This is a genomic window from Bacteriovorax sp. BSW11_IV (assembly GCF_000447755.1).
In the GTDB taxonomy this organism is placed as follows: Bacteria; Bdellovibrionota; Bacteriovoracia; order Bacteriovoracales; family Bacteriovoracaceae; genus BSW11-IV.
Genome location: NZ_AUNE01000045.1, coordinates 149,406 through 163,703, shown reverse-complemented (window position 1 = coordinate 163,703; position 14,298 = coordinate 149,406). Strand labels below are relative to the sequence as shown.

General features: G+C 36.8%; 13 protein-coding genes. 6 read left to right on the top strand and 7 right to left on the bottom strand.

Annotation, left to right across the window (positions count from 1 at the left end; all coding sequences use genetic code 11):
* Nucleotides 1-32 precede the first annotated feature (32 nt).
* Nucleotides 33-3,227: a hypothetical protein gene (locus tag M899_RS12695; protein ID WP_021271858.1), complete on the bottom strand. Its 3,195-nt coding sequence runs from the start codon at nucleotides 3,225-3,227 to the stop codon at nucleotides 33-35.
* A 156-nt stretch (nucleotides 3,228-3,383) separates the two neighbouring features.
* Here M899_RS12695 and M899_RS12690 point away from each other — a divergent pair, with 156 nt between their 5' ends.
* The gene (locus tag M899_RS12690; RefSeq protein WP_021271854.1) at nucleotides 3,384-3,959 is read left to right on the top strand and encodes a hypothetical protein; all 576 of its coding nucleotides are present in this window, start codon (nucleotides 3,384-3,386) and stop codon (nucleotides 3,957-3,959) included.
* A 652-nt stretch (nucleotides 3,960-4,611) separates the two neighbouring features.
* Here M899_RS12690 and M899_RS12680 read toward each other — a convergent pair.
* Nucleotides 4,612-5,751 (bottom strand): DEAD/DEAH box helicase, encoded by a 1,140-nt coding sequence (locus M899_RS12680; RefSeq protein WP_021271877.1) that lies wholly within the window; start codon nucleotides 5,749-5,751, stop codon nucleotides 4,612-4,614.
* A 64-nt stretch (nucleotides 5,752-5,815) separates the two neighbouring features.
* Between M899_RS12680 and M899_RS12675 the strand changes: the two genes are divergently transcribed.
* Nucleotides 5,816-6,562, top strand: coding sequence for an RsmE family RNA methyltransferase (locus M899_RS12675; RefSeq protein WP_021271750.1), 747 nt, complete (start codon nucleotides 5,816-5,818; stop codon nucleotides 6,560-6,562).
* 22 nt (nucleotides 6,563-6,584) lie between these two features.
* Nucleotides 6,585-6,839 (top strand): NifU family protein, encoded by a 255-nt coding sequence (locus tag M899_RS12670; RefSeq protein WP_021271896.1) that lies wholly within the window; start codon nucleotides 6,585-6,587, stop codon nucleotides 6,837-6,839.
* Nucleotides 6,840-6,842: 3 nt separating this feature from the next.
* Here the strand turns inward: M899_RS12670 and M899_RS12665 are convergent, their stop codons facing one another.
* Nucleotides 6,843-7,049: a hypothetical protein gene (locus tag M899_RS12665; protein WP_021271900.1), complete on the bottom strand. Its 207-nt coding sequence runs from the start codon at nucleotides 7,047-7,049 to the stop codon at nucleotides 6,843-6,845.
* A 142-nt stretch (nucleotides 7,050-7,191) separates the two neighbouring features.
* On the opposite strand from M899_RS12665, the gene M899_RS12660 reads away from it, so the two are divergent.
* A complete protein-coding gene (locus M899_RS12660; protein ID WP_155897211.1) occupies nucleotides 7,192-7,521 on the top strand; it encodes a hypothetical protein in 330 nt (109 codons plus the stop codon).
* Here M899_RS12660 and M899_RS12655 read toward each other — a convergent pair.
* Both M899_RS12655 and M899_RS12650 read right to left on the bottom strand, forming a co-directional pair.
* Nucleotides 7,505-8,293, bottom strand: a complete 789-nt coding sequence (locus tag M899_RS12655; protein ID WP_021271787.1) for a nitrilase-related carbon-nitrogen hydrolase — start codon at nucleotides 8,291-8,293, stop codon at nucleotides 7,505-7,507. The genes M899_RS12660 and M899_RS12655 overlap by 17 nt on opposite strands.
* Entirely contained in the window at nucleotides 8,290-9,603 is a 1,314-nt protein-coding gene (locus M899_RS12650) for a UDP-glucose dehydrogenase family protein (RefSeq protein ID WP_021271791.1), read from the bottom strand. The genes M899_RS12655 and M899_RS12650 overlap by 4 nt, the downstream gene beginning before the upstream one ends.
* 94 nt (nucleotides 9,604-9,697) lie before the next feature.
* On the opposite strand from M899_RS12650, the gene M899_RS12645 reads away from it, so the two are divergent.
* Together M899_RS12645 and M899_RS12640 are read left to right on the top strand one after the other, a co-directional pair.
* Nucleotides 9,698-10,672 (top strand): lysylphosphatidylglycerol synthase transmembrane domain-containing protein, encoded by a 975-nt coding sequence (locus M899_RS12645; RefSeq protein ID WP_021271915.1) that lies wholly within the window; start codon nucleotides 9,698-9,700, stop codon nucleotides 10,670-10,672.
* Between the two features lie 194 nt (nucleotides 10,673-10,866).
* The gene (locus M899_RS12640) at nucleotides 10,867-11,628 is read left to right on the top strand and encodes a hypothetical protein (protein ID WP_021271738.1); all 762 of its coding nucleotides are present in this window, start codon (nucleotides 10,867-10,869) and stop codon (nucleotides 11,626-11,628) included.
* Between the two features lie 25 nt (nucleotides 11,629-11,653).
* On the opposite strand, the gene M899_RS12635 is transcribed toward M899_RS12640, so the two are convergent.
* The gene (locus M899_RS12635) at nucleotides 11,654-12,283 is read right to left on the bottom strand and encodes a hypothetical protein (RefSeq protein WP_021271868.1); all 630 of its coding nucleotides are present in this window, start codon (nucleotides 12,281-12,283) and stop codon (nucleotides 11,654-11,656) included.
* Nucleotides 12,284-12,285: 2 nt separating this feature from the next.
* A complete protein-coding gene (lepA, locus tag M899_RS12630) occupies nucleotides 12,286-14,094 on the bottom strand; it encodes a translation elongation factor 4 (protein WP_021271763.1) in 1,809 nt (602 codons plus the stop codon).
* Nucleotides 14,095-14,298 lie beyond the last annotated feature (204 nt).

Sequence of the window (14,298 nt, the reverse complement as noted above, 5' to 3'; positions counted from 1 at the left end):
TTCGTAAACGAGGGCATGATTCGAGATATAGGCTATTTAGCTAATATTTTATCTTTTAATTCAAGAGCACTCTTCATTTCGATAATTTCCATTGAACGGCCTTGCACCTTTACAGAAAATTTATCCCCAGTTGAAAGTTCGATGATGTGCAGCTTAAAGTTACCACCATCAAATTCTTCCATCTTCTTAAACTTCTCTTTTTTATTAATCAGGGCCGCTAATCTATCCTTATCTTGCTTGTCACCTTTACCCTTTAGGATCTCGGCAAGTGTCCAAGGAAGTTCTTCATTCTCAGATATCTTGGCCTTCTGACCTTTGATATTAAGAAGTTTACTTAAGCTCTCAGCACGAGACTTCTTAGGGGCTTCTTCTTTTGTGGCCGTAATCATTTTAGCTTTAACGCTTTCTTCTTTTACTGCCTCTTGAGCCTGGGCCTTAACATCCGTAGATGCCACACTTCTATCCCCACCCGCAAAGTTATTGGCCGCAGGGGCAGATGAAGCTATCGTTGGAGCAGCTTCAGAGTTTGAGCTAGCAAAAGATGGTCCTGAACCAAAGCTTGCACCACTGCTCACTGGAGCCGCTGAGGCCACAGATGAAGACTTGCGTACCGGAGCACTTGCAGGAGCTCTACTTGGAGTTTGCTCATCAGTTTTTTTAGCAACAACTTCTTTTGCAACTTTAGTAGCATCAAGTTTTTTATCTTCTTTAGAAAGATCATCTAGTGATGCTTCCATTGCTGCAATTTTTGACTCAAGATCTTTAGCTTTTGCTTCTTGAGCATTAAATGAATTTATCGGTTGCGAAAGATTCGTTGAAGCTGTTGTTCTTGCTCCTTGTGAAATTGTACTTGCAACAGTTTTAGAATAACTTTGTAGGTATTCTTTAGCTGCACTCAGCTCTCTTTTTCTAGTATCAAATACATCTTTTGCAACGTCTTCACTAACACCAGTTCTTTGTGAATATTCTTTTGCAAAGTTCTCTTTATTTTCATCAGAGAAGATTTTTTGTTGTTCATTATACTTCTGATTCAAAAAAGTCGTGTTCGATATATCTGTTGAATTATCAACACCAAGGATTTTACTTGCTTTGTGAATTGATTTTTCTGAATCACCAAGTCTATCAAAACTTACTGAATCGTTTGTCTTAATAACTTTTTCAACAGCAATCTTAGCAATTTTCTTTTGTTCAAGTTTTTTCAAGTAACTATCAAAAGTGTCATTTTTTACTTCTTCATTACTTTTAAAACCTTTATATACACCAGCACCAGCGACAGCTGCAGTCATATAATCTTTCTTGCGACTATCAGCATATTTTACAAAGCGACTTGGTTTTCCTTTTACAGCTTCACCCGCTACAGCAGAAGCAACATCAGCTGTTTGTCTTCCAAATTCTCTTGCGGCCTGGCCGATAATTTTAGACTCATTTGCAAGTGAGTAAGCACTTGGTCCACCAACTGTATTATTCGATTGTTGGTTATTATGCGTTTGAGACTGGTTGCTTGCCGTTGGGTGTTCCCAACTATTATCACCAGGCTTTCTAGCAGATTGTGCTTGGCCGCTTGTTTGTTCTTTAAATCTTTCTAAATTAAACTTATCGTCTTTCACTTCACGTACATTTCTTTTTACTGAAGACGGTAATCTTCCAGCGGCCACGACTTTTGCCGATGTACCAGTGACTTTAGTACCAAAGGCATTATTAACAACAATTCCACCATTTGTGATAGCAACTGTTTTCGTAGAACCCGCTTTATGAGTTACACGAAGTCTTCCACCCGTAGCTTTTTCTAGGGCCTTTTCCGCAATTTTACCACCAGCATTGTATGCTTTCTCTAAAGCACCATCTGAGACACCTTTTACTTTTGCAACTGTATCTGTTCCAACTTTAACAACTTTTTGTGTTGTCTTAGCTGTAACAATTGCAGCGGATGCAACCTTATCAAGTGTTTTTGACTTCGCTCTTGCGAGGGCAACTTTTTCTTTTGAAAATAGCGCAACTCTTTCTTTCATTTTATTAATATCAAGATTTTGGAATGCTTTAATCGCACCTTGGGCCATTTCAAATGCTTTGATTTTTGATGCAGCATCATGTTTTTGAGCTTCTTTTTTCTTCTTAAGCATTCTAATTTCTGGAACAATACTTTCAACTTTGGCCATGGCCTTCGCAGACATTGCAGACATCTTAGCTGTTGAAACTGCAGCTCCTTTGATAGCGATTTTAGCTCCGACAGAAACCATGGCTCCAGTACCACCAGTTAAAACCATAATTCCAAGCTCTGAGATTGCAAAACCACCGGCAGCACAAACAGCATTTAAAGAATCATTACAATCAAGACACTCAAATGAATCCATTGGCTCTTCACAAGTACTTGCGTGTGCAAGGCCTTCCCATTTTTGGCAGAAAACTTCTGACTTCAACCAAGTTTTAACCCCAGTGATCATTGAGTTTACTTTGTTTATCATCCACGCAATTGGATTTGATGCGAAGTTTTTAACACCATTAACTGAAGTTGTTACCGCAGTATGAAGATTATTAGATGTTGTGTTAACCATTTTAGAACCAGAGCTAAAGAAGCCCCAGATTGATTTAGCAACAGACCACAAACTCTGACCTGTACTAATTAAGTTTCCAACTGCTGCACCAACAAGCTCTTCTAGACAGTTACCATTTTTCTTGTCGAAACAAGATTTGTCAGCAGCACCAGAATCAATCATTTTATCTTGGATTTTGTCAGACAGTGCAGAAAGAAGTGTTCCTCCTTTACGAATCATTGAATCGAAAGAGCGAACAACATTACAACCTAGATCTGACATACAAGATCTTTGTTCTTCTTTTACACAAGAGACTTTTGAACTCACGTTGTTTACAGAATCGATAAGATCTTTAATCGTTTTATACTTACCGTCTTCCTTACATTGTGCCCAAGCAACTTGAACTTTATCAAGCTCTCCAATCTTCTCTTTTGTATCGAGATAAAGAGCTTCAACTTCTTTTGCTTTTTGTTGACACTCTTCTAGTTTCCCATCAATTAATACAGATGGCGCAATTGACTCCGCTTCTGAATCTACACACTCAATTGCAAACTTTTTGTATGTGTCTTCAAAGGCCTTCACCAGTGCTTCTTCTGAAGATATTCCAGCATCTGGAATAACTTCTGTAGCAATTGCTAACGAAGCATTGAGGGTTAAAGTCGTCATTAAAATGGCAGTTTTAATTTTCTTCAGCATACTTAACTTTCTCTTTCCTCTACCTTAACATTCTCTTGAGATTAATCGTCGTAAGTTTAAAAAATCTTTAAGAAAAACTTACTAATTTTTTCTCTTATAATTACGATAGTGTGCCATATGACAAAGAATTCATTTTCTTAAAAAAGTGAGTAAATTATGTTGAACAAGAAAATTGCTGCCAAAATCTTAAAGTCGTCTTTACAAGTAATCGTATTAACAGGAGTTCTTCACTCAGGTAAATGTTTAGGTAAAGAGGTTAAAACCTTTGAAATAGGTCCAAACAAAATTCAGTTAGGCATCCAAAAAAATTGGCAATACGCTGAGGCATTCCTTTCTGCCCCACTAATGCTCTTTGGTCCCTATGATGGAGACAAGCGCCCGGCCATCAGTATTAGCCATACTCAACAAGACGCCAAGAAGCTTGAAAACCCTAAATTTTGGGGGGATTTTGAAGACTATAAAAAGTCACGCTTTGAATGGTTGAAACTTAATAATGCCAAATCTCTAGGTTTTTTTGATCCTGAAACTAAAACATTCGGTAAATTGGGAACTACGGTAATCTTTGGCCATACATACTCAGGCCTAGGTTCTACCTATATTGAAAAGATGTATTTCTTTAACTGTAACGGATTAATTTACAATATCTCCACACTTGCAACAAAAGAGCATGCAGAACTTTACAAAGATTCAATTGAAGGAACATTAAATTCGATTGAATGTTTAAAGAAGTAAACTCAAAGATTTAAAGTCTCTTCTTTCGAGATGGTGCTGAAAGCATAGGAATGAAAGAAGAGATCTCGCATGATCCATCGAAATAAAATCAAATACAGGAAGCTCCCCATATTTTAAATTCGCAACTTTTCTCATCGCAACCAGAAGTGCGGTATCGTTAGTTGCGTAACTTCTTTTTTCATCAATATTTAAACACTCGTAGTCTGCAAATCCACCCTGTTCAGCAAGAAGGACGATTGTTTTAAACTGATCAAGTGGAGCCCCTGTAACAACACAATGTTTTATATCTGGAAAAACTCCCGTCTCTACAGCAACCTTTGCTAAGTAAGTCACAAGTTCAGAAGTATCTTTAAAATTATTATCTGTGAGTGATTTATCTAAAAAAAATAGTGCATTACTTAGTACGCGAAAAACACCGAGTGTAGAATCATCAAAATCCATGTGTTCATCATGTAGATTATCTTCAAGAGAAATTTTTTGGGCAAGTTCCAAATAGAAACACATAAGATAAAATGCACGGTGGTTTAATCTTATATTTTTATGGGCCCACATGAGAGAAGTCTCTTTGGCCTGATAAACAGTTGTCGTATTTTTTGAATGAGACAGCTCAATAGAGAGCATATGGCCCACTTCTAAAATACTCGATCGTTTTTTAGCTCCCCCACCTTGACCACCAAAGAAAACTACAGAAATATTTCTGCCACTTCTTAGCAGAACTTTTCCAATAACGTGTCTTTCTTGATAGGGAGTTTTCGATAAGAGAATCCCTTCTACTTTTGTCTTCATATTTTTGCCAAATAAATCTTCCTTTCAATAAAACACTTATAAGTCCTATTTTCAAGCTCTCTTTGAAGGAAAGATCAAATTCATTACAATGAAAGAAATCAAATCCCCCACCATCTCGCCCACCACGCCCTTTCATTTGTACAAAGAAATCATTTTCTGTGACTTCATAATTTATAAAAACCTTTCTAATTACGGGTAAGTTCGCACCATGACTAAGCGCTGTCGTTGATACAATTAACATCGGACCTGACTTTTTAATTAACTCCAAATAGAATTTATAAACTTCTCCTCCTTTGCATCCAAGAACCTGCAGACCTTTTTTTGCATAGAAGTCACAATAGAAATCCACTTCCTTTCGAGATTTCACAAACAAGAGTGTATTTTCTTTGTTTTTTAGGGCCTCATTCAACACAAGGTTATGAAAAATATTTTTGGGGACATTCTTCATTCCCAAAATTCGATTTGTTGGCCTAGATTTTTGTGTCTGAGTAAGATCGATAAGATATGAATGTTCATATTCAGCGCCATAGAGAGGCAACTCTTTATCAATAATTGATTTATCAATCGTTGCACTAAGACCTAACAATTTAAAACCTTGCCCACAAACGCCCATCAGAACTTCTTTTAATACCGGTCGAAAATCTTTTCCCCAGTGCCAAAAAAGATGGATTTCATCTAAAACAAATAAGATGCTTTTATCATTGAAGCATTCTAGATAATCATAAATTTTCTCGGCCGTTGTTATAAGAATCCCTCTCTTGGCCTTCAAGAACCTTGAAAGGACTTCTGGTGTACTCGTATGGCATGTTGAAAAGATGTTATGAGTTCGGGCCGCACGTTGTTCAAACTCTTGTGCAATTATTCTAAGGGGAGAAATAAAGACAATTTTTTGAACTTTGGCCAACTCAAGGACTAGAGTTGTCTTTCCCCAACCTGTGGGCGCAATCATAAGTGTGAAAGATGAGGGAATTAGGGTTAATGAAGTAAAAATATTGCTGTTATCCATGGCCTCCTATTCAAAATTATTGTATGAAATCAATTAAATAACCTATTGAATCTTTGAGGTTTAAATGAATAGACTCGTTATCTTTGAACGAGAGTACTCTAAATATTTACCTACTCTCCAAGCAATCACACTAAGTGATCGCCTTAGAGTTAACCATGTTCGCAATATTTTAAAACTAAGTATTGGGGACGATATTAAAATCGTTTTAGAGAACAAAGGACTCGCAACTGGTAAAGTGATTTCCTTAAATGAGTCTTCATTAACTTTAAATATCGTTGAACAATTTAGCGGCAAAGAAGGAAATATCCATCTCATCGTTGGCCTTAGCAGACCTCAAACTTGTAAAAAAGTCATCGAGCACGCAACAAGTATGGGCGTGAGCTCATTCGATTTTTTCACAGGTGCATTGAGTGAAAAAAGCTATGCTAATGCAAAATTATTTTCCGAAAAAGAATACGAAGAGCTACTTCACTTGGGAATTTCTCAATCAAATGGCCTTTATCAAACTCCTGAACTGAGAGTGCATAAACACATTAATAGAGAGCTATTCCAATCAAAGAATCAAAAATATATTCTTTCTCCATTCACAGAAAATACATTCTTAGATGAGAACTTAGATTTTGATAGACCGATTACACTTGCTTTGGGATCTGAGCGCGGCTTTACTTCGAAAGAGGTAGAAATCTTTAAAGAGTTGGGCTACAAAGAAATTAAGATTTCCCCATCAATTTTAAGAGTGGAAATCGCAACATTTGCAGCACTTGGACAACTTGATTTGTTAGCAATGAAATCCAAGAAAAATGTGATATGATTAAAGTATTAATGAGGTAAATATGTTTAGAAAAATTGAGGCCCTATTAGACGAACAAGTAAGACCGGCCCTTGCCGCTCACGGTGGTAACGTTGAAGTTGTAGATATTGATAACAACAAAGTTTTTTTAAGACTACAAGGTGGTTGCCAAGGCTGTTCAAGCTCATCGGCAACTCTTAAAGATGGAATTGAGACATTAATTAAGCGCAACTTTCCTGAAATCGAAGAAGTTGTTGATGTTACAGATCACGCTGCGGGTGCAAATCCCTTCATGTAGGCCCTAGGCCGATCTCTTCTCTTCTGACAATCGCGCCTCAGCGTCAGTGAAGTAATTTTCATGCGGACGAATTGGGGCGTGTAAGTTTTTGGCCTCTTCTTCAAACTCATGCATCTCTTCTGAATAATAACGAAGAGTCATAAAAATGGCCCCGCCACCAAAACAAAGTGCTGCAACAGATCCAATAATAATCATTTCTAGAGTTCCCATAGAATCACTCCTTATTCTATTATACTCTTCGTCACGATTACCTGAGTTCTTTACACAATTTTTCACATTGCGAAACAAATCTTAAAAGAAACTCAAGAAAAGTCTTTAAAAATTTTCCAAATAGATGTTTAATTAACCTAGTATGTGCAAAGCTAAGATTTTATTACACTTTTTTTTATTTACACTGGCGTCATGTGGCCCACTAACTTCAAGTCTTGAAGGCAAATGGGTGGATGCAACTGGAAAAACTCACTTTCAAATCTTTAAAGACCAAGTTGAAATCTACAACCAAAATGGCCATATTGAGAAATACTCAATGGCAGAAATTAATATTGCTAGAAAGTTACTTATTTTTGGAAATGATAATGAAGAAATGAGCTATCGCACGTTCTTTAAAAATTTCACGGGCGATAGCATAGAACTTATTGGAAAAAACGGAAGCAACTATACGCTTTTTAAAAAGTCATTATAACTTGCTTGCGAACCTGATCTTTTCTCTCTTTAGATAATTCAACAACACTCATGCCCTCTTTTTCTCCACAATCTGAGAGAATATCTCCCCATGGATCAACAACTAAAGAATGACCGTAAGTTGAAACAACTTCAGAATTCTGTCCAGTTTGTGCACTTGAAACAACATAACATTGACTCTCAACTGCTCTTGCACGATTTAATAAATGCCAATGGGCCATTCCTGTTGGAACAGTGAAGGCCGATGCATAAGTAAGAATATCGACATCACTTTTTCTGTACTGATCTGCAAATGCGCTAAACCTTACATCAAAGCAAATTCCTAAACCAATCTTCCACCCCTCAACGTCTATGATTTTTCCATCATTACCAGGAGTATAGATATCACCTTCGTCAACTTTCTTTCTCACACCCTCTTTAACGATATCACATGAAAAGAGTTTTCTTTTATCGTAGTGACCAATGTCCTTTCCTTCTGGAGAAAAGTTAAAGGCCCTATTAATAATTTTTCCATTAACTAAAGTTGCGGCACTTCCACCAATAATATATAGACCTGAATCAACGGCAAGATTTTTAATATTATTGTAGTGCTCATTATTGTCTTCAATCAAATAAGGCGTAGGTTTTTTTCCATCTGACATAGAGTAGAAACACTCTGGTAAAAAAGCTATTTTCGCCCCTTCGCTTTTGGCCTTCTGGAGAAGGTTTTGAATCTTCTCCAGATTGATTTTATAATCTAAAACTGATGTGATTTGAATTAATGCTATTTTCATAATGCAGGAATATATTTACCGATGGCAAAGTATTTAAACCCAAGTTCAAGAACTTTATGAGTGTCATAAAGGTTTCTTCCATCAAATAGAACAGGAGCTTTCAAACGATTTTTAACTTCTTCAAAATCTGGTGAACTAAATTCTCTCCATTCAGTCATTGTCACTAGTGCATCACAACCAGTTAAGGCGTCGTACTTGTTATCAAATTTCTTAAGTGCTGGATTGTGATCCATAATTTTTAAGAAATTTTCAGAAGCGACAGGATCAAAGAAGTGAACAGTCGCACCTTCTTCAATTAGTGCTTTTGCCATATAGATTGCAGAAGTTTCTCTTACGTCATCTGTATTTGCTTTGAAGGCAACACCCCAAAAAGCAAAAGTTTTACCTTTCAGATCTCCGTAGTGTTTTTTCATTTTTTCAAACATACGAACCTTCTGATCGTCATTTACATCTTCAGTCGCTTCAACAACTCTTAGATTAGTTCCATATTCTTTGGCCGTAAAAATAAGGGCCTTAACATCTTTTGGAAAACAGCTCCCCCCATAACCAGGACCTGGATATAGGAAGTGCCCACCAATTCTTTGATCTGAAGCAATCCCTTTTCTAACTTCATTAATATCAGCACCTGTGAAATCACAAAGTTTTGCAATATCGTTGATGAATGAGATTTTAGTTGCAAGAAAACAGTTCGCTGCATATTTCGTCATCTCTGCAGAGAGATTTGACATCATATAAATGGGATTGCCTTGACGAACAAGTGGCTCATAAAGCTCGGCCATTGCGCTTGCTGCATATTCATCAGCATGCCCAATAACAACTCTATCTGGTTTCATAAAATCTTCAACTGCTGAACCTTCTTTCAAAAATTCAGGATTGTTTACGATATGAAATTTCTTAGTCGTATTTTTTGCAACAAGGGCCTTAATTTTTTCACAAGTTCCCACTGGCACAGTTGACTTGATAACGATGATTGCATCATCACTAAGCTCTTTTGCAACAGCAACAGCAGCTGCTTCAAGATAGCGTAGATCGGCCTGACCATCATCACTTGAAGGAGTTCCTACAGCTAAGAAAATAGATTTGGCGTCTTTTACAGATTCATAACCTGTAGAAAAAAGTAAGCGCCCTGATTTGATATTTCTTTCTAAAAGATCAGTTAGTCCTGGTTCGTAAATTGGTGACTTTCCATCTTTAAGAGTTTTAATTTTATTTTCATCAATATCAATACATGTGACATGGTGACCGATTTCAGCAAAACAAGTTCCACTAACTAGGCCCACATAACCAGTTCCAATAACTGATACTTTCATCTTAGCTCCTTCATTAAAATAACCTGTTTACAATACCATCATCTTTTCGCAATATGGAGTGAAAAGACCCTAAATAACGCAAGGCAACTCTAAAATGTTAAAAACTATTGCAAAAATTGCACTGGCCCTCGGCATCATCATTTGGATGGTGGCAAGCGGTAAGCTCGACTTCTCGTTAGTCAAAAGAGCTTTTTCTAGTGGATTTATTGCTTATATTGGCGTTGCAATTATTTTCACCCAGGCCATGATTTCTAGTTACCGCTGGAAAATGCTATTGGACCTAAAGGCCTCTTCACCTATTCCAAAACTTAGCGCTCTTGCTCTAACTTGGATTGGTCTGTTCTTTAATACTGTTCTTCCAGGTGCTGTAACAGGTGATTTATTAAAGCTCGTTTATGCTAAAGATATAGATAAAAATCTTACTCGCAGTTTTTTATTTTCTTCAGTTATGCTGGATAGAATTTTAGGACTCATGGGACTACTTTTTCTAAGTGGGATTTTTACTCTTACTCATTTTGAAGAAATGTTTTCAATTTCTAAAGGTATGAAGAGTATTGTAAGTTTTAATCTCGTACTTTTTTTCGGTGCAATTGTCTTTATCATGCTCCTTTTTATTCCAAAAAAATTACAAACTCTTTTCTTGAATTTGTTTAATAAGATTCCTGTTGTCGGAGCAAAGATTTCAAAAGTTATGAGCGATGTTTGGCTCATTGGCAGCAACAAGAAAACCCTTCTTACATGTTTAGCACTAAGTATGGTTATGCAATTTTTCAATATCATGGCCTTTTGGTTATTAACGAAAAACTTTTACGGTAAAGATCTTCTCTTATCTCAAGTTTTCACATTCGTTCCGGCCGGACTTATTGCAGTGGCCATACCAATTTCACCTTCTGGGGCCGGAGTAGGTCACCTTATCTTTAATGAACTTTTTGGTTTCGTAGGAATTTCAGGCGGGGCCAGTTTATTCAATCTTTACTTCTTGGCCGCTGTTTGTGTGAACCTTCTTGGTGTGATTCCCTACCTTTTCTTTGGTAAGCACCATAATCTTAAAGAAGCTGAAAACTTTTAAATTCAACAAATTGCACCAGTATCATTGTGGCCATCAGTAGCAAAATGCCCCAATAAATAATAGTTAGCAACGCGTCTTCTAACTAAAATCACTTGTAGCCGTTTTGGCACGCTCATTGCTCTCTTACAAACTACCGCCACTCATCGAATGAATTGATGAAATGCTTTTGTAAACGTCCAACTAAGGGGAGAGGGATGAAGACATTTTTAATTACGGCCTTTGTTATTTTATCAACTTGTGTAAATACACTTGCAAATGAACGGCTTGTTTTACAGATGAACGACTTACATCTACAAGGCCAAAACACTATTAAATTAAAACAAGAACTCAAACAACAACATCGAATTGAAATTAAAAATCAAGAACTCGTAAAAGTTGTAGTCTTTGCCAAAAGTAAACAAGGACAAGGAAAAATTTCTTTAACTGTTGGAGATGATCACTCTCTTCGCGAAATTATTGATGGCAGACCTTACGATTTCCAAGACAACAATATTGATACATATTCAAAAATTGTTCTAGATAACCCATCACGAGACTCAAAAGGTGTATGGCAACTAGCTCTTCAAGGAAATATCAAAATCAAAAGAATTGCTATCGTTCTTGAAGAAAGAACTCCTGCTCCAAGAGCACGCGTTGTGACTTTAAAAGAATTTAGAGTTTCTAAATTTTTCGAATCTTCAGAAGAGATTGAAGTTCAAGGTCAAAGAGTAAAGGCCATTCGCCTTGAGGCGCAAACTGCTGATGTAACAATTACTGATGCAAGAATTCTTTTTGGAAATGGTGAAGTTCAAAAAATCGGAGAACTTGAAGGAAGACTGCAAGAAGGTCGTTCAAAAGGACATACAATTATTGCCCCTAATGGCAGAAATATTCAGGCCATTCGTATCACAGCAGTATCAAATAATTTAAAAGGAAGTAGAGCAACACTTAAAGTCGAGGCCAGAATCCTCGAATAAGAAAAGGCCCGAATGGGCCTTTTTTTTATATTCTGAATTGAAATATTTTTTTCGCATCAATGTGGCCGTAGCGACGCCACTTAGTTTTAAAGGCCTCAATCTGCATAAGAAATTGAAAGTCTCTTTTAAGATCCTGAAGCTTTCTTACTTTCTTCGATTCTTTTACAAGAACACTTCTCACATCCCCTGGTACTACAGTAATACCATCTAGGAGAAATGATTTCTCTTTAAAATCAAGAGTACGTCCAATGAAAATATCGTCTTTTACAATTGAAGGCATGATGTAATCTTTTTCAAGATAGATTTTTCTATCGTGAAGAATATCTTTAATCACATGCTTCTTTCTAAAGTTAGTTCCACTATATTCAAACAAAGAGTGGTTCGCGCCCACCAGAGCGTTACCAACATCTTCTTCAAGTTCATTTTCTTTTACGTACGTTTCAATATAAGTTGAGCTCTTTTCATTAGCTCTTCTTTGCATTAAATACCAAAGATTGAAAGAACTCATCCTGTTTTCAAAATCATCATCTTCTTCGAGAACTTTTCCCGCCATGGCAAAGTATTCATCTTTTGCAGACACTAGATCTTTGAAATACTCTTCTGAAGTATACTTAGTTAGTGCTTTTTCAAGATGCTCTCTTAATGCAACATCCATTTTTAATCCTCGTCCATACTAAGAACAGCAAGGAATGCCTCTTGAGGAACTTCAACAGTTCCAACCATCTTCATTCTCTTCTTACCGGCCTTTTGTTTTTCAAGAAGCTTTCTCTTTCTTGAAACGTCACCACCGTAACATTTTGCAAGAACGTTCTTTCTTAGGGCCTTAACTGTTTCTCTTGCAATAATCTTCGCTCCAATTGAAGCTTGAATTGCAATATCAAATTGTTGTCTATCAATTACTTTTCTAAGTCTCTCAGTTAGATCTCTTCCTTTATAGAAAGAAGAAGCTCTGTGACAGATAATAGAAAGAGCATCAACTTGTTCACCATTTAATAGTATATCTACTTTAACAAGATCAGCTTCTTGGTAGTCTTTAAGTTCGTAATCAAGTGAGGCATAACCTTTAGTCATCCCTTTCATCTTGTCATAGAAATCAAAAACCATTTCAGAAAGTGGAAGATCGTACATTACTTGAACCCTTTCAGGTGTGATGTACTTCATGTCTGTTTGAATTCCACGCTTTTCTTCACAAAGTTTGATGATCTTTCCAACAAATTCATTTGGTACGTGAATTGAAAGACCAACTACTGGCTCTTCAATTTTCATAATCTTTGATGGATCTGGCATTTCAGAAGGGTTTGAAACTTCTTTCATTTCACCACTATTCAAAGTTACTTTGTAAGAAACCGATGGAGCCGTGGAAAGAAGGTTTAAACTAAACTCTCTCTCTAAACGCTCTTGAATAATATTCATGTGAAGTAGACCAAGGAAACCACAACGGTAACCAAAACCTAATGCCTGCGAAGTTTCTGGTTCATATGTAAATGATGAATCATTTAGAGCGAGCTTCTCTAGTGCGTCTTTTAGGTTTTCATAATCTACAGAATCCACTGGGAAGATCCCGCAAAATACCATTGGCTTAACTTCTTCATAACCACCAAGAGATGGTGTTTTATCTTTTTGTTTTGCGTGAACTACAGTATCCCCAACTTTGACGTCACGGATATTTTTAATACCACAAATAACCATCCCTACTTCACCAGCGCCAATTTCTTCTAGCTCTGTGAAAAATGGTGTGTTAACTGCAAGTTTTAAAATCTCGTAGCTCTCATCCGAGTGCTTTAAATGGATCATTTCTTTTTTCTTCATCGTTCCTTCAACAACCCTAACGATGAACACAACACCTTGGTATGGGTCAAACCACGAGTCGAAAATCATGGCCTGAAGTGGAGCTTCTGGATTTCCTTTTGGTGAAGGAATTCTTCTTACGATTGTTTCAAGAAGACCATCAATTCCTATACCTGATTTTGCAGAAACCTCATCAGCATCTACTGCTTCAATTCCAACGACATCTTCAATTTCTTTTCTCACACGCTCAGGATCGGCATGAGGAAGATCAATCTTATTTAGGACAGGAACGATTTCTAAATCATTTTCCATGGCCATATAAACGTTTGCAAGAGTTTGCGCTTCAACACCTTGAGAAGCATCAACGACAAGTAGTGCTCCATCACATGAAGCGAGCGAGCGTGAAACTTCATAAGAGAAGTCAACGTGTCCCGGAGTGTCGATTAGATTAAGAAAGTATTCATTGCCATCTTGGGCCTTATACTTAATACGCACCGTTTGCGCCTTAATCGTAATCCCTCTTTCTTTTTCAAGATCCATATTGTCGAGAAGACGATCTTTCTTCTCTCTATTTGTAATGGAATTAGTCTGCTCGATAAGACGATCAGCAAGAGTCGACTTACCATGGTCGATATGGGCAATAATTGAAAAGTTTCTAATGAATTTTCTGTCGATCATGCTGATTTTATCCTCAAACTATAAAGCAAAATAAGTTCCGTTATTCTAGCAAAGGTTACTGAATTTATTAATAAAGAAGTGAAGAAAACTCTATACTTTAGATGGGTCATTTTGCAAAGCAAAACCGCTGAGCACAGCGTAAAGCGCAGGTTTTAGAGGAAAAATTATTTAATATATTTAATGCAACACAAAAAAGGGCCCAAA

Bases quoted from the DNA above. Each gene is read 5' to 3' on its own strand.
- M899_RS12645 (WP_021271915.1), top strand. From the start codon at position 9,698: ATGTTAAAAACTATTGCAAAAATTGCACTGGCCCTCGGCATCATCATT.
- M899_RS12690 (WP_021271854.1), top strand. From the start codon at position 3,384: ATGTTGAACAAGAAAATTGCTGCCAAAATCTTAAAGTCGTCTTTACAA.
- M899_RS12640 (WP_021271738.1), top strand. From the start codon at position 10,867: ATGAAGACATTTTTAATTACGGCCTTTGTTATTTTATCAACTTGTGTA.
- M899_RS12695 (WP_021271858.1), bottom strand. From the start codon at position 3,227: ATGCTGAAGAAAATTAAAACTGCCATTTTAATGACGACTTTAACCCTC.
- M899_RS12680 (WP_021271877.1), bottom strand. From the start codon at position 5,751: ATGGATAACAGCAATATTTTTACTTCATTAACCCTAATTCCCTCATCT.
- M899_RS12650 (WP_021271791.1), bottom strand. From the start codon at position 9,603: ATGAAAGTATCAGTTATTGGAACTGGTTATGTGGGCCTAGTTAGTGGA.
- M899_RS12665 (WP_021271900.1), bottom strand. From the start codon at position 7,049: ATGGGAACTCTAGAAATGATTATTATTGGATCTGTTGCAGCACTTTGT.
- M899_RS12660 (WP_155897211.1), top strand. From the start codon at position 7,192: ATGTGCAAAGCTAAGATTTTATTACACTTTTTTTTATTTACACTGGCG.
- lepA (WP_021271763.1), bottom strand. From the start codon at position 14,094: ATGATCGACAGAAAATTCATTAGAAACTTTTCAATTATTGCCCATATC.
- M899_RS12675 (WP_021271750.1), top strand. From the start codon at position 5,816: ATGAATAGACTCGTTATCTTTGAACGAGAGTACTCTAAATATTTACCT.
- M899_RS12655 (WP_021271787.1), bottom strand. From the start codon at position 8,293: ATGAAAATAGCATTAATTCAAATCACATCAGTTTTAGATTATAAAATC.
- M899_RS12670 (WP_021271896.1), top strand. From the start codon at position 6,585: ATGTTTAGAAAAATTGAGGCCCTATTAGACGAACAAGTAAGACCGGCC.
- M899_RS12635 (WP_021271868.1), bottom strand. From the start codon at position 12,283: ATGGATGTTGCATTAAGAGAGCATCTTGAAAAAGCACTAACTAAGTAT.